Genomic DNA, 24589 nt, shown 5'->3' on the forward strand with positions numbered 1-24589 from the left:
CCGGGCCGGGACCGCCGCGGCCGGGTGGTCAGGCGGCGAGATCCGTCGTGCGCGCCTCCTCGGCACTGCCGTACACCACCAGCGCGCTCTCCCGGAGGGTGAGCGGTGCGAGCCGGTCCAGCAGCGCCGGCGGGGAGACCACGACCAGGCGGCCGCGGGCCTCGCCGGCGCGGCGGCACAGCCGCAGGACCGTGTTCAGGCCGGAGGAGTCGCAGGCGGTGACGCCTGCCAGGTCCACGACGAGCGACGCGTGCCGTTCCAGCACGCGCGTGGCCCGGCGGTACAGCTGGGGGCCGCTGTACAGGTCCAGCGGGCCGGTCACGGTGATCAGCGGCACATGGCCGGGCTCTTCCGTCACCTGGATGCGCACCTCGGTGTTCACGGTGGCTCCTTCTGTTGTCTCCCACCCCGGTTGCCCATGACGCAACGCGGTCCCGGAGCAGCAACGCTGCCGCGTGTATGTTCCCTGTGCGGGCCCCAGGCAAAGCCCACCGGGCGAAACGCCGGTGCGCGGCTGTCCGGAAAACGCAACGCGGGGCACCCCCTGGCGCATCGCCGCGCGGCGACGGGGTAGCGTCGAAGGACATACCCGGTCGCCGACCTGCGCGTTCCCGCGACCGGGCCGTACAGGGCTTCTCATCTTGCCGGGGCGGTGACGCGATGGACTCGCTGGTGTTCGACAGCCAGGACCTGGCCGAGACCGAGGACTTCCTGTGCCGGGCCTACGCCCGCATGACCATAGGCAGCAACACCCCGCAGCACAGCAGGACGCACATCCGCCGCGACGCCATGCCCTCGGTCAGCGTCGACGAGCTGGACCTCGGCTTCGACATGAGCTACGCCGTGACCCCGCTCGGCAAGATCTGCCTGTGCATGGTCCACGAGGGCACCATCCAGGACCACGTCTACCAGGGCGTGCGGGACGACTTCGGCCCCGGCGACATGGTGCTCTTCGCACCCCCGGACCTGCCCTACGCCGGACGCATCTGCACCGCCCGCTACAACATCACGATGCTGGACAGCGCCCTGCTGGACCAGGTCGCCGCCACCGGCCCGAAACCGGCCCTGGAACCCGTCCGGCTGACCGGTCACCGGCCGCACTCGCCGGCCGCCGCCCGCCACCTCAAGAGCACGATCGTCCATCTGCGCGACAACGTCCTCGCCGACCCGGCCGTCGCCGCCCAGCCGCTGATCGCCTCGACCAGCGGCCAGCTGCTCGCGGCGAGTGTCCTGGCGGCCTTCCCGAACACCGCCCACACCGATCCGACCGCGCAGGACCGGACCGACGCCCACTCCACCACCCTGCGGCGGGCCGTCGCCCACATCGAGGACCACGCCCACCAGCCCCTCACCGTCGCCGACATCGCTGCAGCCGCCCATGTCACCGTCCGTGCCCTGCAGTACGCCTTCCGCCGCCACCTCGACACCACCCCGCTCGGCTACCTGCGCCGCGTGCGTCTGGCCCATGTCCACCAGGAACTGCGGGCCGCCGACCCCGCGGAGACGACCGTCGGGGACATCGCCGCCCGCTGGGGGTTCGCCCACCCCGGCCGGTTCGCCGCCCTCTACCGCGAGGCGTACGGCACCAGCCCGTCGAGCACCCTGCACGGCTGAGCCGGAAGACGCCGGCGGGGCCTCAGCCCCGCTGCTCGTGCCCGGCGGCGTGCGTTCGCCGCTCCAGCGCGGTGCGCAGAGCCCGGCCGATCTCCGGCGGCAGCCAGCCGCAGCGGGGCCACTGCACCAGGTGTTCCGCCACGTCCCGCAGTTTGGTGTTCGTGTGCTGGGAGACTTCCTTCAGTACGTCCCAGGCCGACTCGGGCGGCAGTCTGCCCCGGGCGATCACGACCCCGATGGCCTGGTCGACGACGGCGTGGGAGACGACGGCCTGCTTCAGCTGCAGGATCTCCTCCTGCAGGGCGAGGATCGTACGTTCCTGGTCCTCGTGCTCGGACATGGCGGTGCTGCTCTCCTGACGCGACGCTCTGCTGGTCACCGTCCTCCTGCCCGGGCCGGGCGCACTGCGGAACGCAGGAAACGAAGACCTGCCGGGGCGGCGGTCCAGAAAACGAAATGATTGATTCCGCCGGCGGCGGTACCTGCCCCGCCATCCGGCGTCCCGGGAACGGGGCTGCGGCGCCGTCTCACTCCGCCCGGCGTCTGATCGTCACGGCCGCCGCGTCGTCGCCGAGGCGGCCTGGGGCGTACGCCATGAGTTCTTCGCGCAGGCAGCGCAGCAGGTCGTCGGGTCCTTCGGCGGCCCAGGCCTCGACCCGGTCGGACAGTGGGAAGAAGACACCCCGCTCGTCGCGGGCCTCCAGGATGCCGTCGGTGCACAGCAGCAGCACGTCACCGGGGCGGAACGGAAACGACTCCACGGTGTACGCGTCGTCGCCGGACAGTCCGCCGAGGCCCAGCGGTGGCGCGATCCGCCGGACGCGCAGCGGCTCGGCGCGCCCGTCGCTCAGCAACAGAGGAGAGGGGTGCCCGCACGCCACGAGGTGCACGACGGGCTCCGTGTCGGGGAGGTCCAGCACCAGGGCGGTGGCGAACGCCTCCTCGGTGTCGGGTGTCCCCGGCGGGCTCCACTGGCGGGACTCCCAGCGCATGCTGCCGTCGAGGTGCGTGGCGAGCCGGGGCAGGCTGGGCCGCCCGTGCGCCGCCGCCCGGAAGGCCCCGAGCAGCAGCGCGGCATGGGTGATCGCCGGCAGGCCCTTGCCGCGCACGTCCGCGAGCAGCAGCCGGGTGCTGTCCAGGGTGCGGACGGCGGCGTAGAGGTCCCCGCCCATGGTCGCCTCGTCCTGCGCGGCGAGATAGAGACAGGCCAGGTCCAGGGGGCCGCTGCGCCGGGGCAGTCCGGGAAAGAGCACCTCCTGGACGGCCTGGGCGACCGTGCGGCTGTGCGAGAGCTGCCGCTCGCGTCTCTCCCGGACCAGGCAGAACAGCACGATGAGGCCGGAGACCAGGACCAGGGCCCCGATCTGCGCGAAGAGGTTCTCGGTGCCGAGGACGCCCCGCGACACTCCGATGAGCATCTGGGCGGCGACGGCCAGCAGCCCGATCAGCGCGGTGAGCCGGGGGCCGGCGAACGCGGCGGTGAGCGCCGGCGCCGCCACCAGCAGCGGTCCCAGATGGACGTCCGACGGTGCCAGGACGTCCACCAGGTACACCACGACGATCAGCCCGATCGGGATGAGGACCAACGCCCGCCCGGATCGCGTCCGCCGCAACTCCTGCAGGGGCACACGCCATGATCTCACCTCTCCCGCCGTGCCACCACATGCCGCCGGGTGCCGCCGGGACGGGGTTCAGGCGGGAACGAGCCGGTCGTCGAGGCCGCCCGGCTGGGGTCCGCCGCCGTGCAGGGCGCCGAGGGCGGGCCGGGTGCGCGGCGAAGTGAGCCGTAGCTCGATGATGGCGCGGACGGCGGGCCATTCCTCGTCCAGGATCGAGTAGAACGCGGTGTCGCGCACGACCCCGTCCAGCCCGCGGGAGTGGGCCCGGCGCACGCCCTCGCAGGTGGCGCCGAGGCGTTCGATCGCGGCGCGCGAGCGGAGGTTGCGGGCATCGGCGCGGAAGCACACCCGGCGCAGCCGCCAGGTCTCGAAGGCGTGGCGCAGCATGAGCAGCTTCGCCTCGGCATTGATCCCGGTGCCCTGGGCCCGCGCTGACAGCCAGGTGTTGCCGATCTCGGCGGCGTCCGGCACGGCGGTGACCGGGTCGCCGTGCGGGAGGCCGGGCACGGCGGGCCACACCAGGGGGCCCTGCCAGTAGTCGAGTTCGACGAACCGGGTCGATCCGACGACACGTCCGTCGTCGGCGCGGACCACGGCGAACGGCAGCGCCCGGCCCGCCGCCTGCTCGGCGAGCGCGCGGTCGACGTAATGGGCGGCCCCGTCGAGGCCGTGCGGGACGGGGGTGAACGCATAGGAGCTGCGGTCCTCGGCTGCGGCTTGAGCCAGACCCTCGACATGGTGCGTCGCGAGGGGCTCCAGCCGCGTCAGGCGACCGGCGAGAACGACGGCAACGGGCACGACCTTCGGTCTTTCTGGTGATGGGGCCCTCCCGGTCACCGGTGGCCCGGCGCGAAGGGGGGAGAGACAGGATGCGTCAGAGGTCCCGTTGTGCGAGCAACGAAGACGTGAAGGACAGTAGACGGCCGGATGACGTGATTCCGCAAGGCGCGGGCCATGTGTCGTTGCAGGTCACGTACGGGAAGCCGGGCGTATCGGGCAACGCGAAACCGGTGTCCTCGGCGGCCCGTTCCCGACGGAGGCCGGCGCGTTCTCCTCCTACGGTGACCCGGAGGGTCCGTCGGCGTCCGCGACCCGCAACGTGCTTCGTCGGATTCCTTGACCCCCGACCCCCTCTCCGCGATGCTGTGTTGCGAAATGCGAGATGCGTATCGCAATAGGCAACATCTCGATCCTCTGTCAGCCGAGGAGTGGCCATGGCTCAGCAGGTCCGCGCGGTCGTCGCACGCAGCAAGGGTGCCCCCGTCAGTCTGGAAACGATCATCGTGCCCGATCCCGGTCCGGGCGAGGCCGTGGTCAAGATCGAGGCCTGCGGCGTCTGCCACACCGATCTGCACTACCGCGAGGGCGGCATCAGCGACGACTTCCCCTTCCTGCTGGGGCACGAGGCCGCCGGTGTCGTGGAGGCGGTGGGGGAGGGCGTCACCGACGTGGCACCCGGCGACTTCGTCGTCCTGAACTGGCGTGCGGTGTGCGGCCAGTGCCGCGCGTGTCTGCGCGGCCGGCCCTGGTACTGCTTCAACACCCACAACGCCCGGCAGAAGATGACCCTGACCGACGGCACCGAGCTCTCGCCGGCCCTCGGCATCGGCGCCTTCGCCGAGAAGACCCTGGTCGCCGCCGGGCAGTGCACCAAGGTCGACCCGGCCGCCTCCGCGGCCGCCGTCGGTCTGCTGGGGTGCGGCGTGATGGCGGGCATCGGCGCGGCGATCAACACCGGCAACGTCGGCCGCGGCGACACCGTCGCCGTGATCGGCTGCGGCGGTGTCGGCGACGCGGCGATCGTCGGGTCCAAGCTGGCGGGCGCCGCGAAGGTCATCGCCGTCGACATCGACGACCGCAAGCTCGCCACGGCCGAGAAGCTGGGCGCCACGCACACGGTCAACTCCAAGGCGACCGACGCGGTGGAGGCGGTGCGCGAGCTGACCGGCGGCTTCGGCGCCGACGTCGTCATCGAGGCCGTCGGCCGCCCGGAGACCTACCAGCAGGCCTTCTACGCCCGTGATCTGGCCGGCACGGTGGTGCTGGTCGGCGTGCCCACCCCGGAGATGAAGCTGGAGCTGCCGCTGCTGGACGTCTTCGGCCGGGGCGGGGCACTGAAGTCGTCCTGGTACGGCGACTGCCTGCCCTCCCGGGACTTCCCGATGCTCGTCGACCTCTACCTCCAGGGCCGCCTCGACCTGGACGCCTTCGTCACCGAGACGATCGCGCTCGACGACGTCGAGAAGGCCTTCGAGCGCATGCACCACGGCGACGTCCTGCGCTCGGTGGTGGTCCTGTGACCGCCGGGGCACGCGTCGAAGGCCTCGTCACCTCGGGGACGTTCTCCCTGGACGGCGGTACCTGGGACGTCGACAACAACGTCTGGATCGTGGGTGACGACGACGAGGCCGTGGTGATCGACGCCGCGCACGACGCCGACGCCATCGAACGCGCCCTCGGCGGACGCGCCCTGCGCGCCATCGTGTGCACCCACGCGCACAACGACCACATCGACGCAGCCCCCGCCCTCGCCGACCGCACCGGCGCCCCGATCCTGCTGCACCCGGACGATCTGCCGCTGTGGCGGCAGACCCATCCGGACCGCAAACCCGACGGCGAGCTGGCCGACGGGCAGCGGCTCACGGTGGCGGGCACGGAGCTGACCGTGCTGCACACCCCGGGCCACGCGCCGGGAGCCGTCTGTCTGTACGCGCCCGCACTGTCCGCACTGTTCAGCGGTGACACGCTGTTCGCCGGCGGGCCGGGGGCGACGGGACGGTCGTACAGCGACTTCCCGACCATCATCGACTCCATCAGCGAGCGTCTGCTCTCCCTGCCGCACGACACCGTCGTGCACACCGGGCACGGCGACACCACCACCGTCGGCGCCGAGGCGCCGCATCGTCAGGAGTGGATCGACCGCGGCTTCTGAGCAAGCCGCCCCGGCGTGATGGCGGCCCTGCCCCGGCACCGGCGGCAGGGCCGTCGCCGCACCGTGCGAGGCGCCCCCACCCGTGTGCCCGCACCTCCTCACCGGCGCGCGCATGTGCGCCAACCCTGCCTCCCACCTGCGCTTTCGCAGGAGCTCCGGCGTGCCCGGAAAACGCCGCCGGACCTCGCGCAACCCGCCCGGTGAACGCCTTGACAACGCTTCTCGGCGGCCCGCAGACTGACGTTGCGCTAACCGCAATCCGTTTCGCTATACGCACCGAGGTGTCATGATGATTCCCGCGTGCCGTCTCGCGGATCTGCCGCGAGGCGAGGCCCACCGGCTCGACATCGACCCGCCGGTCTCGGTGTTCCACACCGACGACGGCGAGCTCTACGCCATCGACGACACCTGCACCCACCAGGACGCCTCGCTCGCCGACGGCTGGCTGGAGGGCTGCGAGGTCGAATGCCCGCTGCACGCCTCGAAGTTCGACCTCAGGACCGGGGCCGTGGACGCCCCGCCGGCCAAGCTCCCGGTCCGCACCCACGAGGTGGTCGTCGAGGACGGCATGATCTTCGTCCGGCTGTCCACCGAGGCACCCAACCTGCCCCCGTGCGTCGCCGCCCGCCTGGCCGGAGGCCCCGCGTGAGGACCGTCGCCGTCGTGGGCGCCTCGCTGGCCGGTCTGTCGGCCGCGCGCTCGCTGCGGCAACGGGGGTACGACGGCCGGCTGGTCGTCATCGGCGACGAGCCCCACCGTCCGTACGACCGGCCGCCGTTGTCCAAGGAGTTCCTCGCCGGAACCCTCGGCGAGGCGGACCTGGCCCTCGAACGCGACGGTGAGGAACTCCAGGCCGAGTGGGTGCTCGGCACCCGCGCCACCGCACTGGACCGCACCGAGCGGTCGGTACGGCTCGCCGACGGCCGGGAGATCCGCGCCGACGGCCTCGTCCTCGCGACCGGCGCCGCCGCCCGCACCCTGCCCGGCACCGACGGCCTCGCCGGCGTCCACACGCTGCGTACCCTGGACGACGCCCGCGCCCTGCGGGACGAACTGGCCCTCGGCGGACGGCTGGTGGTGATCGGCGGCGGCTTCATCGGCGCCGAGGTCGCCTCCACGGCGTACGCCCTCGGCCTCGACGTCACCGTGGTCGAGGCGGCCCCGACACCGCTGGCCGGACCGCTCGGCGCGGACATGGGAGCGGTCGTCTCCGCCCTCCATGCCGACCACGGCGTACGGCTGCTGTGCGGGGTGGGCGTCAAGGGGCTGAGCGGCGAGCGGCGCGTCGACGCCGTCCTGCTGGAGGACGGGCGCACCGTCCCCGCGGACATCGTCGTCGTAGGCGTCGGGGCACGCCCCGACGTGGACTGGCTGGAGGGTTCCGGCGTCGCCCTGGACAACGGCGTCACCTGCGGCTCCGACGGCCGCACCAGTCTTGCCGGGGTGGTCGCCGTCGGAGACTGCGCCAACTGGTACGACCCGCACACCGGCACGCACCGCCGCGTCGAGCACTGGACCGGCGCGCTGGAACGGCCCGACGCCGCCGTGGCCACCCTGCTCGCACACGGCGCGCGCGAACCGGGGACGCCCCGGCCGCCGTACTTCTGGTCCGACCAGTACGGCGTGAAGATCCAGTTCACCGGGCACGCCGCCGGCGCCGACAGCGTGACGGTCGAGGCGGGCCGCACCGACGAGCGCAGCTTCCTCGCCGTGTACCGGCGGGCCGGCACGCCCGTCGCCGCGCTCGGGATGAACCAGCCGCGGCTGTTCACCCGCTGGCGCAAGCAGCTCGCCGCGACCTCTTGACACCTCCCTCGCGGCCGCCGATGCTGCGTTGCACATCGCACGCGACATTGCGCAATGAGCAACAGAGCTATCGCATCACGCTTCTCACAACGCCGTTCGAAGGCCGCTCTTCCCGGCGCGTGACCCACCGACCCACGACGTTCTCCCGAGGAGTGCACCTGTGACCTCGACCAGCCTGCCGGACAGTCTGATCGCCACCCTCCCCGGCTCCTCCTACACCGACCCGGGCATCTTCGCCCAGGAACAGGAGCACATCTTCGAGGCGATGTGGTTCTGCGTCGCGCGCGCCTCCGACCTGCCGAAGCCCGGTGCCTTCCGCACCGTCGACGTGGGCCGCGAGTCGATCCTCCTCACTCGCGCACGCGACTCCTCGATCCGCGCGTTCTTCAATGTGTGCCGGCACCGCGGAGCCAAGCTCTGCACCGAGGAGTCCGGCGAGGTCAAGCGCGCCTTCCAGTGCCCGTACCACGCCTGGACCTACGACCTGAACGGCAAGCTCGTCGCGGCGCCCAACCTCACCAAGATGCCCGACGTCGGCCGCACCGAATACGGCCTGGCCGATGTGGCCGTGAGGGAATGGCTCGGCTATGTCTGGGTGTGCCTGGCGGAGAACCCGCCCTCCTTCGAGGACGAGGTGATCGGCGCGGTCGTCGAGCGTCTCGGGGACGTGGCGGCGATCGAGCGCTACGGCATCGAGGACCTCGCGGTGGGCAAGCGGATCGTCTACGACGTGCAGGCGAACTGGAAGCTCATCATCGAGAACTTCATGGAGTGCTACCACTGCGCCACGATCCACCCCGAACTCACGGAGGTGCTCCCGGAGTTCGCCGACGGGTACGCCGCCCAGTACTACGTCGGGCACGGCGCGGAGTTCGGCGAGGAGGTCAAGGGCTTCACCGTGGACGGCTCCGAGGGCCTGGACCGCATCCCCGGGGTGTCCGAGGACCAGGACCGGCGCTACTACGCGATCACCGTCAAGCCGCAGGTCTTCATCAACCTCGTGCCCGACCATGTGATCTTCCACCGGATGTACCCGGTCGCCGTCGACCGCACGGTCGTCGAGTGCGACTGGCTGTACCTGCCCGGCGTGGTGGAGAGCGGCAAGGACGTCAGCCGGTCCGTGGAGCTGTTCGACCGGGTCAACCGCCAGGACTTCGACGCCTGCGAGCGCACCCAGCCCGGCATGAGCTCGCGGCTGTACGCCAAGGGCGGTGTGCTGGTGCCCAGCGAGCACCACATCGGCGCCTTCCACGACTGGGTGAACGAGCGGCTCGGCACGCGGCAGCCGGAGTGAGGCCGGGGCCGGTGCCCGGGGCCCGCGCGGGGGGCGTACGCGGGCCGTGCGGCGGTCGTGCTCCGGGTGCTTCGTCCGGCAGGGGCGTGCGGTCCACCACGGGCGTTCGGCGCGGAAAAAGGCCCGGGTCTCAGCCCAGGTACCCCATGCGGTGGCTGATCTCGTCCGCCCCCTTCACCAGTACCGGAGCCAGCTCGTGCATGCGCTCCTCGGTGAACCGGTAGGCGGGGCCGGAGGCACTGATCGACGCGATCACCTGGCCCTCGCGGTCCCGGATCGGCGCGGCCATCGCGTGCAACCCGATCTCCAGCTCCTCCAGCGTCCAGGCGTACCCGCGCTCCCGGGCCTCGGCGAGGTCCTTCTCCAGCTTCGCCTTGGAGGAGATCGTGTGCGGGGTCACCTTCTTCAGGCCCGACTCCGTCAGCAGCGTGGCGCGCTGCTTGGCGGGCAGATGCGCGAGCATGATCTTGCCGCTGGAGGTGGCGTGCAGCGGCGTGAGCTGGCCGACCCAGTTGTGGGCGGTCACGGCGGCCGTGCCGCGCACCTGGTACAGGTTGATCGCGTAGTGCTCCTGCAGCACGGCGATGTTGACCGTCTCGCCGATCTCCTCTGCGAGACGCTCGCACACCGGCCGGCCCTGCTGGGTGATGTCGATACGCCCCGTGACGGCGCCGGCCAGGCGCACGATGCCGAAGCCGAGCCGGTACTTGCCGCGCTCGCCGGCCTGCTCCGCCAGGCCCCGCGACTCCAGGGCGCCCAGCAGGCGGAACGCGGTGGATTTGTGCACGTCCAGCTCGCCGGCCACCTCGCTGACGCCCGCCTCGCCACGCTGGGCGAGGATCTCGAGCACGCTGATGGCGCGGTCGACGGACTGCACCCCGCCCGACGGCGGGCCGTTCGTTTCGGTATCCGGACTGTAGTTGCTCATAGCGGAACTATACGCGCGGTAAACAACGCCGTTGCAAGTAACACAACGTGAACGAGAATTTTGCAAGTTGCGCCGTCCGCAACCTAGTGCGTATAGCGCTACCCGTACTAGCATCCGTCGCGTATCGACGGCGCGACCGAGTGAGACGAGGCCCCATGGCTGTCCTGCACTACGACTTCGTCATCGTCGGCGGTGGATCGGCCGGCAGCGCACTGGCGAACCGGCTCTCGGCCGACCCCGGCAACCGGGTGCTCGTCCTGGAGGCGGGCCGCTCCGACTACCCCTGGGACGTCTTCATCCAGATGCCCGCGGCGCTGACCTACCCGATCGGCAGCCGCTTCTACGACTGGAAGTACGAGTCCGAGCCCGAGCCCCACATGGGCGGCCGGCGCATCTACCACGCCCGCGGCAAGGTACTCGGCGGATCCAGCAGCATCAACGGCATGATCTTCCAGCGCGGCAACCCCATGGACTACGAGCGCTGGGCCGCCGACCCAGGCATGGAGACCTGGGACTACGCCCACTGTCTGCCGTACTTCAAGCGGATGGAGAACTGTCTCGCGGCCGACCCGGACGACGAGTTCCGCGGCCACGACGGGCCCCTCGTCCTCGAACGCGGACCGGCCACGAACCCGCTGTTCGGCGCCTTCCTCAAGGCCACCCAGGAAGCGGGCTACGCCCCCACCGACGACGTCAACGGCTACCGGCAGGAGGGCTTCGCCAAGTTCGACCGCAACGTCCACCGCGGGCGCCGGCTGTCGGCCTCCAAGGCCTACCTCAAGCCCGTGATGAAGCGGCCGAACCTCACGGTGACCACCCGCGCCTTCGTCACCCGTGTCCTGTTCGAGGGCAAGCGCGCGGTCGGCGTCGAGTACCGGCGCGGGCGCGGCGCCCCGCAGCAGGTCAGGGCCGGCGAGGTCATCCTGTGCGGCGGCGCGATCAACTCCCCACAGCTGCTGCAGCTGTCGGGCGTCGGCAACGCCGCCGAGCTGTCCGCCCTCGGCATCGACGTCGTCCACGATCTGCCGGGCGTCGGTGAGAACCTCCAGGATCACCTGGAGGTCTACGTCCAGTACGCCTGCAAGCAGCCCGTCTCCATGCAGCCGTACATGGCGAAGTGGCGTGCCCCCTTCATCGGGCTGCAGTGGCTGATGCGCAAGGGCCCGGCCGCCACCAACCACTTCGAGGCCGGCGGGTTCGCGCGCAGCAACGAGGACGTGGAGTACCCCAACCTGATGTTCCACTTCCTGCCCGTCGCGGTCCGCTACGACGGCTCCTCGCCGGCCGGCGGCCACGGCTACCAGGTGCACGTGGGTCCCATGTACTCCGACGCCATCGGCTCGGTGAAGATCAAGAGCCGGGACCCGCGGGTGCACCCGGCGCTGCGCTTCAACTACCTCTCCACCGAGCAGGACCGCCGGGAGTGGGTCGAGGCCGTCCGGGTCGCCCGCGAGATCCTCGCTCAGCCCGCGCTCTCCCCCTACAACGGCGGCGAGATCTCGCCCGGACCCTCCGTCGAGACCGACGAGGAGATCCTCGACTGGGTCGCCAAGGAGGGCGAGACCGCCCTGCACCCGTCGTGCACCTGCAAGATGGGCACCGACGATCTGTCGGTCGTCGACCCGCTCAGCATGAAGGTGCACGGCATGGAGGGGCTGCGCGTGGTGGACGCGTCGGTGATGCCGTACGTCACCAACGGCAACATCTACGCACCCGTGATGATGGTCGCCGAGAAGGCGGCCGACCTCATCCTCGGCAAGCAGCCGCTGGAGCCGTCCAAGGCCGCGTACTACCGGCACCGCGACGCCCAGCAGCAGGTCGGGTAGCCCGTGCCCGCCGACGCACTGCGCTCGCTGCTCGGCCGCGTCCGCTACGAGGTGCTGCCCGCCCGCACGACCGAGGAGAAGGTCCTCGCCCATGTCCCGCGCGACGTCGTGGTCACGGTCACGGCGTCGCCGGTCAAGGGCCTGGAGCCGACACTGGCCCTCACCGAGCGGCTCGCGGCGCACGGATACCGGGTCGCCCCGCACGTTCCCGCACGGCTGCTGAGGGACGACGCGCACCTCAAGGACGTGGCCGAGCGGCTGCGCGCGGTGGGCGTCGACGACGTCTTCGTGCCGGCGGGCGACGCCGACCCGCCGGCCGGGCCGTACGAAGGAGCGCTGCCGGTGCTGCGCCGTCTTGACGACCTGGGCGGCCCCTTCGCACACCGGGGCATCACCGGCTATCCGGAGAGCCATCCGCTGCTGCGCGACGACATCACCGTCCAGGCGATGTGGGACAAGCGCGCCCACGCCACGTACATCGTCAGCAATCTCTGCTTCGACCCGCGTGTGCTCGGGCACTGGATCGCCCGGATACGGCACCGGGGGGTCACGCTGCCCCTGTACGTCGGTGTCGCCGGGCCCGTGCAACGGGCGAAGCTGCTGGCCATGGCGACGAAGATCGGCGTGGGGGAATCGACGCGCTTCCTCACCCGGCACGCCTCGTGGTTCGTGCGTTTCGCCACGCCCGGGGGCTATGCGCCGGAGAAGCTCCTTCGGCGCGGTGCCGACGCGCTCACCGCGCCGTCGGCCAAGGTGGCGGGCCTGCACCTGTTCACCTTCAACCAGATCGCCGAGACCGAACGGTGGCGCCGCGCGCTGCTCGACCGCCTCGGCTGAGCCGGAGCCGCCGTGCGCGCGCGGCCGCTCGACGCTGTGGGAATCGGGGTCCGCAGACCCCTTGACGGTGGTCGCCCCGTCGGACAAGGTGTTCCACCACAAGCAATGCGATGCACAATGCGCAACGAAATCCTGAAGGGTCGGCGCATGGCAGATCTGTATGTGGACGGCGAATGGCGCACCCCCGTGGCCGGTGGCAGCCGGGAGATCCGCTGCCCGGCGGACGGCACACTCGTCGCCACGGTCTCCGAGGCGACGCGCCCCGACACCGAGGCGGCGATCGCCGCGGCACGGCGGGCCTTCGACGCCGGCCCCTGGCCCCACACCCCCGAACGTGATCGCGGCGCCCTGCTCCTGCGCACCGCCGACATCCTGGAGCGCGACGCGAAGGAGTTCGCCCGCGCCGAGTCCCTCGACACCGGCAAGCGGCTCGTGGAGAGCGAGTACGACATCGCCGACGTCGTCTCCTGCTTCCGCTACTACGGCGGCATCGCCGGCAGCGACGCCGGGCGGGTGGTCGACACCAGCCGCGACGACGCCGTCAGCCGGGTCACCTACGAACCGGTCGGCGTCTGCGCACTGATCACCCCCTGGAACTACCCGCTGCTCCAGGCCTCCTGGAAGGTCGCCCCCGCCCTCCTCGCCGGCAACACGATCGTGCTCAAGCCCAGCGAACTCACCCCCTCCACCTCCGTCCTGCTGATGAAGGCGCTCGAAGAGGCGGGGCTGCCGGCCGGTGCGGGCAACTTGATCCTGGGCGCCGGCGCCGAGGCGGGCGCCCCGCTGGCCGAGCACCGGGACGTCGACATGGTGTCCTTCACCGGCGGCCTGGACACCGGCCGGTACATCATGGCCACCGCCGCGGCGACGGTGAAGAAGGTGGCGCTGGAACTCGGCGGCAAGAACCCCAACGTCGTCTTCGCCGACGCCGACTTCGAGGCGGCCGTCGACTTCGCGCTCACCGCGGTCTTCCTGCACTCCGGGCAGGTCTGCTCGGCAGGCGCCCGGCTCGTCGTCGAGGACTCGATCCACGACGCCTTCGTCGACGAGGTCGTCCGCCGCGCCCGCCGGATCCGGCTCGGCGGGCCCTTCGACCCGGAGGCGGAGACCGGCGCGCTGATCTCCGCACAGCACCGGGAGAAGGTCGAGGCGTACGTCGCCGCCGGCCTCGCCGAGGGCGCCGTACTGCGCTGCGGCGGGAGCCGCCCCGACGACCCCGCACTCGCCCAGGGCTTCTACTACCTGCCCACGGTCCTCGACGAATGCCGCCAGGACATGCGCGTGGTGCACGAGGAGTCCTTCGGCCCCGTCCTCACCGTCGAGCGCTTCCACGACGAGGACGACGCCGTCCGCATCGCCAACGACACCGAGTACGGACTCGCCGGTGCCGTCTGGACGCAGGACGCCGGCAAGGCCCAGCGGGTCGCGCGCCGGCTGCGCCACGGCACCGTGTGGATCAACGACTACCACCCCTATGTACCGCAAGCCGAATGGGGTGGCTTCGGCTACTCCGGCGTGGGCCGTGAACTGGGGCCGACCGGCCTCGCCGAGTACCGAGAGCCCAAGCACGTCTGGCAGAACATCCAACCCCGGCCGCAGCACTGGTTCAGCGGCTGAACGCCGAAAAGAGGTCGAACGTGACCACAGCACAGACCGAGGTGCCGCAGCGGCGCGGCACGTCCCAGAACCCCGAGGAGCGCACCCCGGTCATCTCCGTGCGCCGGCTGTGGAAGGTGTTCGGGCCCAAGGCCGACCAGGTGCCGCAGTCCGAGGAGCTGTGCGGGCTGACCCGCCGCGAACTCATGGACCGCACCGGATGCACCGCCGCCGTGCGCGACGTCAGCTTCGACGTCTCGCCCGGTGAGGTCTTCGTCGTCATGGGCCTGTCCGGCTCCGGCAAGTCGACCCTGGTGCGCTGTCTGACCCGGCTGATCGAACCCACCTCCGGCGAGGTGGTCTTCGAGGGCGAGGACATCCGCGACGCCGACGCCAAGCGGCTGCGCGAACTGCGGCGCAGCAAGTTCTCCATGGTCTTCCAGCACTTCGGCCTGCTGCCGCACCGCAAGGTCGTGGAGAACGTGGCGTTCGGCCTGGAGATCCGCGGCATGGGCCGCTCGGAGCGCATGAGAAAGGCCATGGAGGTCGTCGAACTCGTCGGCCTGGCCGGATACGAGAACTCCTACCCCGATCAGCTCTCCGGCGGTATGCAGCAGCGCGTCGGCCTCGCCCGCGCCCTGGCCGGCGACCCCGAAGTCCTCTTCTTCGACGAGCCGTTCTCCGCGCTCGACCCGCTGATCCGCCGGGACATGCAGAACGAGGTCATCCGGCTGCACCACGAGGTCGGCAAGACGATGGTGTTCATCACCCACGACCTCTCCGAGGCCCTCAAGCTGGGCGACCGCATCCTCATCATGCGCGACGGCAAGATGGTCCAGTGCGGCACCGGCGACGAACTGGTCGGCGCCCCCGCCGACGACTACGTACGCGACTTCGTGCAGGACGTGCCGCGCGGCGACGTCCTCACCCTGCGCTGGATCATGCGCCCGCCGCAGCCCGACGACGCCCTCGACGGCCCCGAGCTGGGCCCGGACGTCGTGGTGCGCGAGGCCACCCGGGCGGTGCTGGCGGCGGAGAAGCCGGTCAAGGTCGTCGAGAACGGCAAGCTGCTCGGCATCGTCGGCGACGAGGAGATCCTCGCCGTCGTCGCCGGGCAGGAGGGCGGTGCCTGATGGCCGCCGTCGCCGACACGACCGCACCGGTCACGACCCTGCGGGAGAAGATCAGCCGCCCCATGGTGGTGGGGGCGATCTTCCTGGCCTGGCTGGTCATCTTCGCCGTGCTGCGCGGCCGGCAGACCCTCACCCTGGCCGCGGCCGACCTCACGGGACTGCACCGCTGGCTGAACGACGTCAACGACACCATCGGAGCCAACCGCAACTCCAACCCGCTCTTCCTGTACTTCTTCAACGAGATCCGGCTGGGCATCGACAACCTGGTCACCTTCGTCCAGTCCCTGATCTCCCAGCCCACCGCCGGCCGCCCGGTCCCGCAGATCGGCTGGCTCGGCGTGGTCGGCCTCGCCGGTTACCTCTCCTGGGCCGTCGGCAACTGGCGGGTCGCCCTGCTGGCGGTGGCCGGCTTCACCTTCTTCGGGCTGCAGGGCCTGTGGCAGGAGAGCATGGACACGCTGGCGCTGACCCTGGCGGCGGTCCTCGTGGCACTGCTCATCGGCATCCCGCTCGGCGTCTGGGCGGGTCTTTCCGACCGGTTCAACAAGGTCATGACGCCGTTCCTGGACTTCATGCAGACGATGCCGACCTTCGTCTACCTCGCCCCGCTGACCCTGGTGTTCCTCATCGGCGGCGCCTCCGCCGTGATCACCACGGTGATCTACGCCGCCCCGCCCGCCATCCGCATCACCGCGCACGCCATCCGCTCCGTGCCGGAGACCACCGTGGAGGCGGCGGACTCGCTCGGCACCACTCGCGGACAGCAACTGCGGAAGGTGCTGCTGCCGATGTCGAAGCGCACGGTGGTCATGGGCGTCAACCAGACCATCATGGCCGCCCTCGCCATGGTGACCATCGCCGCCCTGATCGACGCGCCCGGCCTCGGCAAGACCGTCGTCCAGGCCCTGCAGTCGCTCGACGTGGGCACCGCCTTCAACGCCGGTCTCGCCATCGTCGTCATGGCCATCGTGCTCGACCGTGTCACCACGGCGGCCGCCGGCCGCGCCGAGACGGCCCGGCGCACGAGCGGACGACTGGCCCGGTGGCGCCGGCCGCTGCTCGCGGCGGGCGGCGTCGGCACCGCCTTCCTGCTCTACGTCTCCCACACCTACGTCTACGCCGCCGAGTTCCCCGGTGACGGCACCGTCGGCACGCACATCGCGCGCGCGGCGGACACCGCGACCACCTGGCTGCAGGACCACTTGTCGGGGCTGACCAACGCGCTGCGGGACGTCATCACCACCGTGCTGCTCAACCCCTTCCAGACGCTGCTCACCGACTCCCCGTGGTGGCTCGTCGGCCTCACCCTGGTCGCGCTCGGCGCGGTGCTCGGCGGCCGGCGCGCGGCGGCCACGGCGGCCGTGTGTGTCGGGCTGCTCGTCGCGACGGGGCTGTGGTCGGACGGCATGACCACGCTGGCCTCCACCGCGGTGGCCACGGTGCTGGTCATGCTGCTCGGTGCGGTCTTCGGCGTGTGGATGGGACGCAGTGCCCTGGTGGACCGGCTGGTGCGGCCCACACTGGACGCCGCGCAGGTCATGCCGCCGTTCGTCTATCTGGTGCCGTTCCTCGCCCTGTTCGGGGCGACCCGGTTCACCGCGATCGTCGCGGCCGTCGTCTACGCGGCACCCGTGGCGATCAAGATCATCGCGGACGGGGTGCGGACCGTGCCCGAGTCCACCGTGGAGGCGGCCACCTCGGCCGGCTGCAACACCTGGCAGATCATCACCAAGGTCCAGCTGCCCATGGCCCGCAGCGCCCTGACGCTCGCCACCAACCAGGGCCTGATCTACGTGCTGTCGATGGTCGTGGTGGGCGGTCTGGTCGGGGCCGGCGCCCTCGGCTACGACGTCGTGGCCGGGTTCTCGCAGGGACAGCTGTACGGCAAGGGCCTGGCGGCCGGGCTCGCCATCGTCCTGCTGGGAGTCATGTTCGACCGGATCACTCAGGCTGCGGCGCGACGCACCCGGGCATAAGGAGCACCACACCATGGCACGACACTGGAGAACCGGCGCGGCCGGCCTGACCGTTCTCGGCCTCACGCTCACGGGTTGCGTGGGAGCGAAGGTCGGCGAGGACACCTCCGCCGCGAAGAACGCGGACGGCACCTGCGGCACCTTCAACCTGGCCGTCAACCCGTGGGTGGGTTACCAGGCGGACGCGGCGGTCGTCGCGTACGTGGCGCAGCACGATCTCGGCTGCAAGGTCACCAAGAAGGACCTGAAGGAGGAGATCGCCTGGCAGGGCTTCGGCACCGGCGAGGTCGACGCGGTCCTGGAGAACTGGGGTCACGACGACCTGAAGAAGAAGTACGTCACCGGTCAGAAGACCGCCGTCCTGGCCGGGCAGACCGGCAACAAGGGTGTCATCGGCTGGTGGGTGCCGCCGTGGCTGGCCAAGGCGCACCCGGACATCAAGGACTGGCGGAACCTGAACAAGTACGCCGCCAACTTCAAGACCTCCGAGTCCGGCGGCAAGGGCCAGCTCCTCGACGGCGACCCCTCCTACGTCACCAACGACGCGGCGCTGGTGACGAATCTGAAGCTGGACTTCAAGGTGGTGTACGCGGGCAGCGAGACCGCACTCATCCAGGCGTTCCGCAACGCTGAGAAGAACAAGCAGTGGCTGATCGGCTACTTCTACGAGCCGCAGTGGTTCATGACGGAGGTGCCGCTGGTCAAGGTCGGTCTGCCGGCGTACAGGAGCGGCTGTGACGCCGACGCGGCCAAGATCGCCTGTGACTACCCCGTCTACGATCTGGACAAGATCGTCAGTGCCCAGTTCGCCAAGTCGGGCAGCCCGGCGTACAAGCTGGTGAAGAACTTCCACTGGACCAACGAGGACCAGAACACCGTCGCCAAGTACATCGCCGTGGACAAGATGTCCGACGACGCGGCGGCCAAGAAGTGGGTGGAGGCGAACCGCGGCACGGTGGAGGCCTGGCTGAAGTAACGAGGCCGTACGGCAGAGCTGTTGATGATGCCCGGCGGGCGGCGCGCACACCTGCGTGCCGCCCGCCGGGCATCGCCGCGTCCAGCCTTTTTCCGGGCTGTTTTCCGACGTCACGCACCCCTTGACACTCATCACGGGGACAGGCAGATTGAGTTGCGCAACCTGAAGCGAGTTGCGTAGAAGGCAACTAGGCGGTTTCGAGTTCGGAGGTTGGGCGATGGCGGGACCCCGAGTGGTCATCATCGGAGCGGGTGTCGTGGGAGCGGCCCTCGCGGATGAGATCTCCGCGCGCGGCTGGACCGAAGTGACCGTGGTCGACCAGGGCCCTCTGCCGGCCACCGGGGGTTCCTCCTCGCACGCCCCGGGCCTGGTCTTCCAGACGAACGCCTCGAAGACCATGACGGAGCTGGCCCGCTACACCGTCGAGAAGTTCTGCTCCCTGGACGTGGACGGCGAGCCCTGCTTCCTCCAGGTCGGCGGCCTGGAAGTGGCGACCAGCCCCGAGCGCCTCACCGAGCTGCGGCGCCGGCACGGCTGGATCACCTCCTGGGGCATCGAGGGGCACCTGCTCACCCCCGACGAGTGCGTGGAGCAGCACCCCCTCCTCGACCGCGACAGGATCCTCGGCGGTCTGCTGATCCCCACCGACGGCCTGGCCAAGGCCGTCCTCGCCGTGGAGGCGCAGATCCGCCGGGCCACCGAGCGTGGCGTGCGCTTCCTCGCCCGCCACGAGGTCCTCGACATCAAGCAGAGCGAGGGCCGCGTCACCGGCGTCGTCACCGACCACGGCGAACTCGACGCCGACATCGTCGTGTGCTGCGCCGGCATCTGGGGCCCGAGGATCGCCCGCATGGTCGGCATGAACCTGCCGCTGACCCCGCTCGCCCACCAGCTCGCCTGGACCGGCCCGGTCCCCGCCCTCGCCGGCCAGACCGAGGAGGCGATCCGCCCGATCCTGCGCCACCAGGACGCCGACCTGTACTACCGCGACCGCTACGACGGCCTCGGCATCGGCTCCTACGGCCACCGCCCCATGCCCGTCTCCGCCGACGACATCCTCTCCGTGGACGAGGCCGAGGAGATGCCCTCGGTGCTGAAGTTCACCGAGGAGGACTTCGAGCCGGCCTGGGCCGAGACGCAGTCCCTGCTCCCGGTGACGCAGGAGGCGAAGGTCGAGGAGGGCATCAACGGCCTGTTCTCCTTCACCACCGACGGCTACCCGCTGCTCGGCGAGTCCCCTCAGGTCAAGGGCTTCTGGGTCGCCGAGGCCGTGTGGGTCACCCACTCCGCGGGCGTCGGCCGGGCCGTCGCCGAATGGCTGGTCGACGGCTACTGCTCCTCCTTCGACCTGCACGAGTGCGACGTCAACCGCTTTGAACCGCACCAGCTCTCCCCGGAGTACGTGCTGGCCCGCGACTGCCGGAACTTCGAGGAGGTCTACGACATCCTCCACCCGCTCCAGCCGTCCGGCGAACCGCGCCCGATCCGCACCAGCCCCTTCTACGCCCGCCAGCAGGGCCACGGCGCGTTCTTCCTGGAGGCCAACGGCTGGGAGCGCCCCCAGTGGTACGAGGCCAACGCACCGCTGGTCGAGGGGCGCAAGATCCCCACCCCCAACGACTGGGCGGCGCGCTACTGGTCCCCGATCGTCGGCGCCGAAGCCCAGGTCACCCGCGAGACCGTCGCCCTGTACGACATGACCGCCCTCAAGCGCCTGGAGGTCACCGGCCCGGGTGCCGCGGCCTTCCTGGAACGCCTGTGCACCGGCAAGATCGACAAGTCGGTCGGTTCGGTGACGTACACGCTGCTCCTCGACCACGACGGCGGCATCCGCAGTGACGTCACCGTCGCCCGCCTCGCCCGCGACCGCTTCCAGGTCGGCGCCAACGGCAACCTCGACCTGGACTGGTTCACCCGGCACCTGCCCGCCGCCGGCACCGTCCAGGTCCGCGACATCACCGCCGGCACCTGCTGCATCGGCCTGTGGGGACCGCTCGCCCGCACAGTCCTGCAGCCCCTCACCGACGAGGACTTCTCCAACGAGGGCCTGAAGTACTTCCGCGCCAGGCACGCCTACATCGGTTCGGTGCCCGTGACGGCCATGCGACTGAGTTACGTCGGCGAACTCGGCTGGGAGCTGTACACCACCGCCGACCAGGGGCTGAAGCTGTGGGACACCCTGTGGGCGGCGGCCGAACCGCTCGGCGGCGTCATCGCCGGCCGCGGCGCTTTCAACAGCCTCCGCCTGGAGAAGGGTTACCGCTCCTTCGGCACCGACATGACCTACGAGCACGACCCCTACGAGGCCGGCGTCGGCTTCGCCGTCAAGCCCGACAAGGGCGACTTCATCGGCAAGGCGGCGCTGGAACTGCGCAAGGCCGACGTGCGGCGCAGGCTCACCTGCCTCACCATCGACGACCCGCAGGCCGTCGTCCTCGGCAAGGAGCCGGTGTACGCGGGCGAGAGGGCCGTGGGCTACGTCACCAGCGCCGCCTACGGCTACACCATCGGCAAGGGCATCGCCTACGCCTGGCTCCCGGCCGAACTCGCCACCCCCGGCACCACCGTGCACATCGGCTACTTCGACCAGCGGATCGAGGCGGTCGTCGCCGAGGAGCCGCTGTTCGACCCGACCATGTCCCGTCTGCGTGGCTGACCCTCCGGAAGGAGCACCGCCGGTGACCGCACGACTCCTCGACGGCAAGGCGACCGCGGCCGCCATCCGCCGCGAACTTGCCGAAAGAGCAGCCAAGCTGACCGCGATTCAAGGGCGCCCGCCAGGACTGGGTACCGTCCTCGTCGGCGACGACCCCGGCAGCCACGCCTACGTCGCCGGGAAGCACCGCGACTGTGCCCAGGCCGGCATCGCCTCCCTGCGCCGCGAACTGCCCGCCGACGCCGACCGGCAGCAGGTCGAGGACGTCATCGACGAACTCAACGCCGACCCCGCCTGCACCGGCTACATCGTCCAGCTGCCCCTCCCGCGCCACCTGGACGCGAACGCCGTCCTCGCCCGCATGGACCCGGCCAAGGACGCCGACGGACTGCACCCCGTCAACCTCGGCCGGCTCGTCCTCGGCACCGACGCCCCGCTGCCCTGCACCCCGCGCGGCATCGTCGAACTCCTGCGCCGGTACGACGTCCCGCTCGCCGGCGCGCGGGTGTGCGTCATCGGCCGGGGCATCACCGTCGGCCGCCCCATCGGACTGCTGCTGACCCGCCGGTCCGAGAACGCCACCGTCACCCTGTGCCACACCGGAACCAAGGACCTGGCCCGGCACACCCGCGAGGCGGACATCGTCGTCGCGGCGGCCGGCTCACCTGGACTGATCACCCGGGACATGCTGCGCCCCGGCGCCGCCGTCCTGGACGTCGGCATCACCCGCACCGAGCAGGGGCTCGTCGGCGACATCCACCCGGACGCCGCCGAAGTCGCCGGATGGCTCGCCCCCATGCCCGGGGGAGTGGGCCCCATGACCCGCGCGATGCTGCTCACCAATGTCGTCGAGGCCGCCGAGAGGAACGCGAACACCGTATGAACGCGCTGAACACGCCCCTGGCGGAGCTGGACCCCGAGGTCCACGAAGCCCTCCGCGCCGAGCTGCACCGCCAGCAGTCCACCCTGGAGATGATCGCCTCCGAGAACTTCGCACCCACCGCGGTGATGGAGGCCCAGGGCTCGGTCGCGACCAACAAGTACGCCGAGGGCTACCCCGGCCGCCGCTACTACGGCGGCTGTGAACACGTCGACGTCACCGAGCGGCTCGCCATCGAACGCGTCAAGTCCCTCTTCGGGGCGTCCTACGCCAACGTCCAGCCGCACTCGGGCGCGCAGGCCAATACGGCCGTCTTCTTCGCCCTGCTCCAGCCCGGCGACACCGTCCTCGGCCTGGACCTCGCGCACGGCGGCCACCTCACGCACGGCATGCGCCTCAACTACAGCGGCAAGATGCTCAACGTCGTGCCCTACCACGTCTGTGAGGGGGACCACCTCGTCGACATGGACGAGGTGGAGCGGCTCGCCAAGGAGCACCGGCCCAAGATGATCATCGCGGGCTGGTCGGCGTACCCGAGGCAGCTGGACTTCGCCGCCTTCCGCCGGATCGCCGACGAGGTCGGCGCCCTCCTCATGGTCGACATGGCGCACTTCGCGGGCCTGGTCGCCGCCGGACTGCACCCGAGCCCCGTCCCGCACGCGCACGTCGTCACCACCACCACGCACAAGACACTCGGCGGCCCCCGCGGCGGCGTGATCCTCACCAACGACGCCGATCTCGCGAAGAAGGTCAACTCGGCGGTGTTCCCGGGCATGCAGGGCGGCCCGCTCGAGCACGTCATCGCCGCCAAGGCGGTCGCCTTCAAGGTCGCGGCCACACCCGCGTTCGCCGAACGCCAGGCCCGCACCCTGGCCGGCGCCCACCTCCTCGCCGAACGCCTCGGCCGCCCCGACGCGGCCGCGGCCGGCGTGAAGGTGCTGACGGGAGGCACCGACGTCCACCTCGTCCTGGTCGATCTGCGCGACTCGCCCCTGGACGGCAAGCAGGCCGAGGACCTCCTCCACCGGATCGGCATCACCGTCAACCGCAACGCCGTCCCCTTCGACCCGCGCCCGCCCATGGTCACCTCCGGCCTGCGCATCGGCACCCCGGCCCTGGCCACCCGCGGCTTCACCGAGGCCGACTTCGCCGAGGTCGCCGACGTCATCGCACTCGCCCTCCAGCCCGAGCCTGACATCACCTCCCTGCGCGCCCGCACGGAGGCCCTCGCGGCCAAGCACCCGCTCTACCCGCACCTCTCGCACGACGGAGACGCCCGATGAGCCCCCGCACCCCCGGCGCCGACCTCCCCGACCACCCCGAGTTCCTGTGGCGCAACCCCGACCCCAAACCGTCCTACGACGTGATCGTCGTGGGCGGCGGCGGACACGGCCTGGCCACCGCCCACTACCTGGCGAAGAACCACGGCATCACCAACGTCGCCGTGCTGGAGAAGGGGTGGCTCGCGGGCGGCAACATGGCCCGCAACACCACGATCATCCGCTCCAACTACCTGTGGGACGAGAGCGCCGGGATCTACGAGCACGCCCTGAAGCTGTGGGAGGGGCTGGAGGAGGAGCTGGACTACCCGATCCTTTTCTCCCAGCGCGGGGTGCTGAACCTCGCCCACAGCCTCCAGGACGTCCGCGACAGCGTCCGCCGCGTCGAGGCCAACCGGCTCAACGGCGTCGACGCCGAATGGCTGGACGCGGACGGGGTCAAGGAAGTCTGCCCGATCGTCAACACCTCGCCCGACGTGCGCTACCCGGTCCTCGGCGGCACCTACCAGCCGCGCGCAGGCATCGCCAAGCACGACTACGTGGCCTGGGGCTTCGCCCGCTCCGCGGACGCCGCCGGCATCGACATCATCCAGAACTGCGAGGTCACCGGCCTCGACGTGATCGGCGGCCGGGTCGTCGGCGTACAGACCACCCGCGGTCCCATCGCGGCCGGCAAGGTCGCCCTGTGCTCGGCCGGCCACACCTCGGTCCTCGCCGCCATGGCCGGCATCGAACTTCCCCTCCAGAGCCACCCGTTGCAGGCGCTCGTCTCCGAACTCCTGGAGCCGGTGCATCCGACGGTCGTCATGTCCAACGCCGTCCATGTGTACGTCAGCCAGGCGCACAAGGGCGAGCTGGTGATGGGCGCCGGCATCGACGCGTACAACTCCTACACCCAGCGCGGCGCGTTCCACATCATCGAGGAGCAGATGGCGGCCGCCCTGGAGCTCTTCCCGGTGTTCGCCCGCGCCCACGTGCTGCGCACCTGGGGCGGCATCGTCGACGTCAGCCCCGACGCCTCGCCCATCGTCGGCCTCTCCCCGGTCGGCAACCTCTACCTCAACTGCGGCTGGGGCACCGGCGGTTTCAAGGCGACCCCGGGCGTCGGCTGGGTCTACGCCCACACCATCGCCCACGACACGCCCCACGCCCTGAACGCCCCGTTCTCGCTCGACCGTTTCACCACCGGCGCGCTCGTCGACGAGCACGGCGCGGCCGCGGTGGCCCACTAGGAGC

Annotated in this window: 21 protein-coding genes; 16 read left to right on the forward strand and 5 right to left on the reverse strand. The window is 71.0% G+C overall.

Going from position 1 to position 24589, the window contains the following annotated elements; translation table 11 throughout:
- Nucleotides 1-28: 28 nt before the first annotated feature.
- Nucleotides 29-382 carry an STAS domain-containing protein gene (locus tag ACF1GV_RS29940; protein ID WP_391686621.1) on the reverse strand — a complete coding sequence of 118 codons (354 nt, stop codon included), beginning with the start codon at nucleotides 380-382 and terminating at the stop codon, nucleotides 29-31.
- A 278-nt stretch (nucleotides 383-660) separates the two neighbouring features.
- On the opposite strand from ACF1GV_RS29940, the gene ACF1GV_RS29945 reads away from it, so the two are divergent.
- On the forward strand, nucleotides 661-1614 hold the full coding sequence (locus ACF1GV_RS29945; RefSeq protein ID WP_391686624.1) for a helix-turn-helix transcriptional regulator: 954 nt from the start codon (nucleotides 661-663) through the stop codon (nucleotides 1612-1614).
- Nucleotides 1615-1636: 22 nt separating this feature from the next.
- On the opposite strand, the gene ACF1GV_RS29950 is transcribed toward ACF1GV_RS29945, so the two are convergent.
- The 3 genes from ACF1GV_RS29950 to ACF1GV_RS29960 all read right to left on the reverse strand — a co-directional run bounded on the left by ACF1GV_RS29950 (nucleotide 1637) and on the right by ACF1GV_RS29960 (nucleotide 4031).
- Nucleotides 1637-1954, reverse strand: a complete 318-nt coding sequence (locus tag ACF1GV_RS29950) for an ANTAR domain-containing protein (RefSeq protein WP_391686627.1) — start codon at nucleotides 1952-1954, stop codon at nucleotides 1637-1639.
- Nucleotides 1955-2141: 187 nt separating this feature from the next.
- Nucleotides 2142-3236 carry a PP2C family protein-serine/threonine phosphatase gene (locus ACF1GV_RS29955; protein ID WP_391687279.1) on the reverse strand — a complete coding sequence of 365 codons (1095 nt, stop codon included), beginning with the start codon at nucleotides 3234-3236 and terminating at the stop codon, nucleotides 2142-2144.
- A gap of 69 nt (nucleotides 3237-3305) precedes the next feature.
- A complete protein-coding gene (locus tag ACF1GV_RS29960) occupies nucleotides 3306-4031 on the reverse strand; it encodes a GNAT family N-acetyltransferase (protein WP_391686630.1) in 726 nt (241 codons plus the stop codon).
- Nucleotides 4032-4447: 416 nt separating this feature from the next.
- Between ACF1GV_RS29960 and ACF1GV_RS29965 the strand changes: the two genes are divergently transcribed.
- The 5 genes from ACF1GV_RS29965 (at nucleotide 4448) to ACF1GV_RS29985 (ending at nucleotide 9265) form a co-directional block, all read left to right on the forward strand.
- Nucleotides 4448-5533 carry an S-(hydroxymethyl)mycothiol dehydrogenase gene (locus tag ACF1GV_RS29965; protein ID WP_363262814.1) on the forward strand — a complete coding sequence of 362 codons (1086 nt, stop codon included), beginning with the start codon at nucleotides 4448-4450 and terminating at the stop codon, nucleotides 5531-5533.
- A complete protein-coding gene (locus ACF1GV_RS29970) occupies nucleotides 5530-6165 on the forward strand; it encodes an MBL fold metallo-hydrolase (RefSeq protein WP_391686633.1) in 636 nt (211 codons plus the stop codon). Before ACF1GV_RS29965 ends, ACF1GV_RS29970 begins: the two co-directional genes overlap by 4 nt.
- 286 nt (nucleotides 6166-6451) lie before the next feature.
- Nucleotides 6452-6814 (forward strand): bifunctional 3-phenylpropionate/cinnamic acid dioxygenase ferredoxin subunit, encoded by a 363-nt coding sequence (locus ACF1GV_RS29975; RefSeq protein ID WP_103782795.1) that lies wholly within the window; start codon nucleotides 6452-6454, stop codon nucleotides 6812-6814.
- Nucleotides 6811-7971 carry an NAD(P)/FAD-dependent oxidoreductase gene (locus ACF1GV_RS29980; protein WP_391686636.1) on the forward strand — a complete coding sequence of 387 codons (1161 nt, stop codon included), beginning with the start codon at nucleotides 6811-6813 and terminating at the stop codon, nucleotides 7969-7971. The genes ACF1GV_RS29975 and ACF1GV_RS29980 overlap by 4 nt, the downstream gene beginning before the upstream one ends.
- A gap of 160 nt (nucleotides 7972-8131) precedes the next feature.
- A complete protein-coding gene (locus ACF1GV_RS29985; protein ID WP_391686638.1) occupies nucleotides 8132-9265 on the forward strand; it encodes an aromatic ring-hydroxylating dioxygenase subunit alpha in 1134 nt (377 codons plus the stop codon).
- A gap of 130 nt (nucleotides 9266-9395) precedes the next feature.
- Here ACF1GV_RS29985 and ACF1GV_RS29990 read toward each other — a convergent pair whose 3' ends face one another.
- The gene (locus ACF1GV_RS29990) at nucleotides 9396-10193 is read right to left on the reverse strand and encodes an IclR family transcriptional regulator (protein WP_391686641.1); all 798 of its coding nucleotides are present in this window, start codon (nucleotides 10191-10193) and stop codon (nucleotides 9396-9398) included.
- A 155-nt stretch (nucleotides 10194-10348) separates the two neighbouring features.
- Here ACF1GV_RS29990 and betA point away from each other — a divergent pair, with 155 nt between their 5' ends.
- The 10 genes from betA to ACF1GV_RS30040 all read left to right on the forward strand — a co-directional run bounded on the left by betA (nucleotide 10349) and on the right by ACF1GV_RS30040 (nucleotide 24585).
- Nucleotides 10349-12019, forward strand: coding sequence for a choline dehydrogenase (gene betA / locus ACF1GV_RS29995; protein ID WP_391686644.1), 1671 nt, complete (start codon nucleotides 10349-10351; stop codon nucleotides 12017-12019).
- Nucleotides 12020-12022: 3 nt separating this feature from the next.
- The gene (locus tag ACF1GV_RS30000) at nucleotides 12023-12856 is read left to right on the forward strand and encodes a 5,10-methylenetetrahydrofolate reductase (protein ID WP_391686648.1); all 834 of its coding nucleotides are present in this window, start codon (nucleotides 12023-12025) and stop codon (nucleotides 12854-12856) included.
- A 147-nt stretch (nucleotides 12857-13003) separates the two neighbouring features.
- Nucleotides 13004-14473 carry an aldehyde dehydrogenase family protein gene (locus ACF1GV_RS30005; protein ID WP_391686650.1) on the forward strand — a complete coding sequence of 490 codons (1470 nt, stop codon included), beginning with the start codon at nucleotides 13004-13006 and terminating at the stop codon, nucleotides 14471-14473.
- 20 nt (nucleotides 14474-14493) lie between these two features.
- Nucleotides 14494-15585 carry a glycine betaine/L-proline ABC transporter ATP-binding protein gene (locus tag ACF1GV_RS30010; protein WP_391686653.1) on the forward strand — a complete coding sequence of 364 codons (1092 nt, stop codon included), beginning with the start codon at nucleotides 14494-14496 and terminating at the stop codon, nucleotides 15583-15585.
- Nucleotides 15585-17561, forward strand: coding sequence for an ABC transporter permease (locus tag ACF1GV_RS30015; RefSeq protein ID WP_391686656.1), 1977 nt, complete (start codon nucleotides 15585-15587; stop codon nucleotides 17559-17561). Before ACF1GV_RS30010 ends, ACF1GV_RS30015 begins: the two co-directional genes overlap by 1 nt.
- Nucleotides 17562-17574: 13 nt before the next feature.
- Nucleotides 17575-18537 carry an ABC transporter substrate-binding protein gene (locus tag ACF1GV_RS30020; protein ID WP_391686659.1) on the forward strand — a complete coding sequence of 321 codons (963 nt, stop codon included), beginning with the start codon at nucleotides 17575-17577 and terminating at the stop codon, nucleotides 18535-18537.
- Between the two features lie 217 nt (nucleotides 18538-18754).
- On the forward strand, nucleotides 18755-21193 hold the full coding sequence (locus tag ACF1GV_RS30025) for an FAD-dependent oxidoreductase (protein ID WP_391686663.1): 2439 nt from the start codon (nucleotides 18755-18757) through the stop codon (nucleotides 21191-21193).
- A 22-nt stretch (nucleotides 21194-21215) separates the two neighbouring features.
- Nucleotides 21216-22076 (forward strand): bifunctional methylenetetrahydrofolate dehydrogenase/methenyltetrahydrofolate cyclohydrolase, encoded by an 861-nt coding sequence (locus ACF1GV_RS30030; RefSeq protein ID WP_391686666.1) that lies wholly within the window; start codon nucleotides 21216-21218, stop codon nucleotides 22074-22076.
- Nucleotides 22073-23356: a serine hydroxymethyltransferase gene (gene glyA / locus ACF1GV_RS30035; RefSeq protein ID WP_391686669.1), complete on the forward strand. Its 1284-nt coding sequence runs from the start codon at nucleotides 22073-22075 to the stop codon at nucleotides 23354-23356. Before ACF1GV_RS30030 ends, glyA begins: the two co-directional genes overlap by 4 nt.
- Nucleotides 23353-24585 (forward strand): sarcosine oxidase subunit beta family protein, encoded by a 1233-nt coding sequence (locus ACF1GV_RS30040; protein ID WP_391686672.1) that lies wholly within the window; start codon nucleotides 23353-23355, stop codon nucleotides 24583-24585. The genes glyA and ACF1GV_RS30040 overlap by 4 nt, the downstream gene beginning before the upstream one ends.
- The last annotated feature ends 4 nt before the right edge of the window (nucleotides 24586-24589 follow it).

Origin of the sequence: Streptomyces sp. NPDC014006 (genome assembly GCF_043088925.1) — a bacterium.
Classification (GTDB): Bacteria; Actinomycetota; Actinomycetes; order Streptomycetales; family Streptomycetaceae; genus Streptomyces.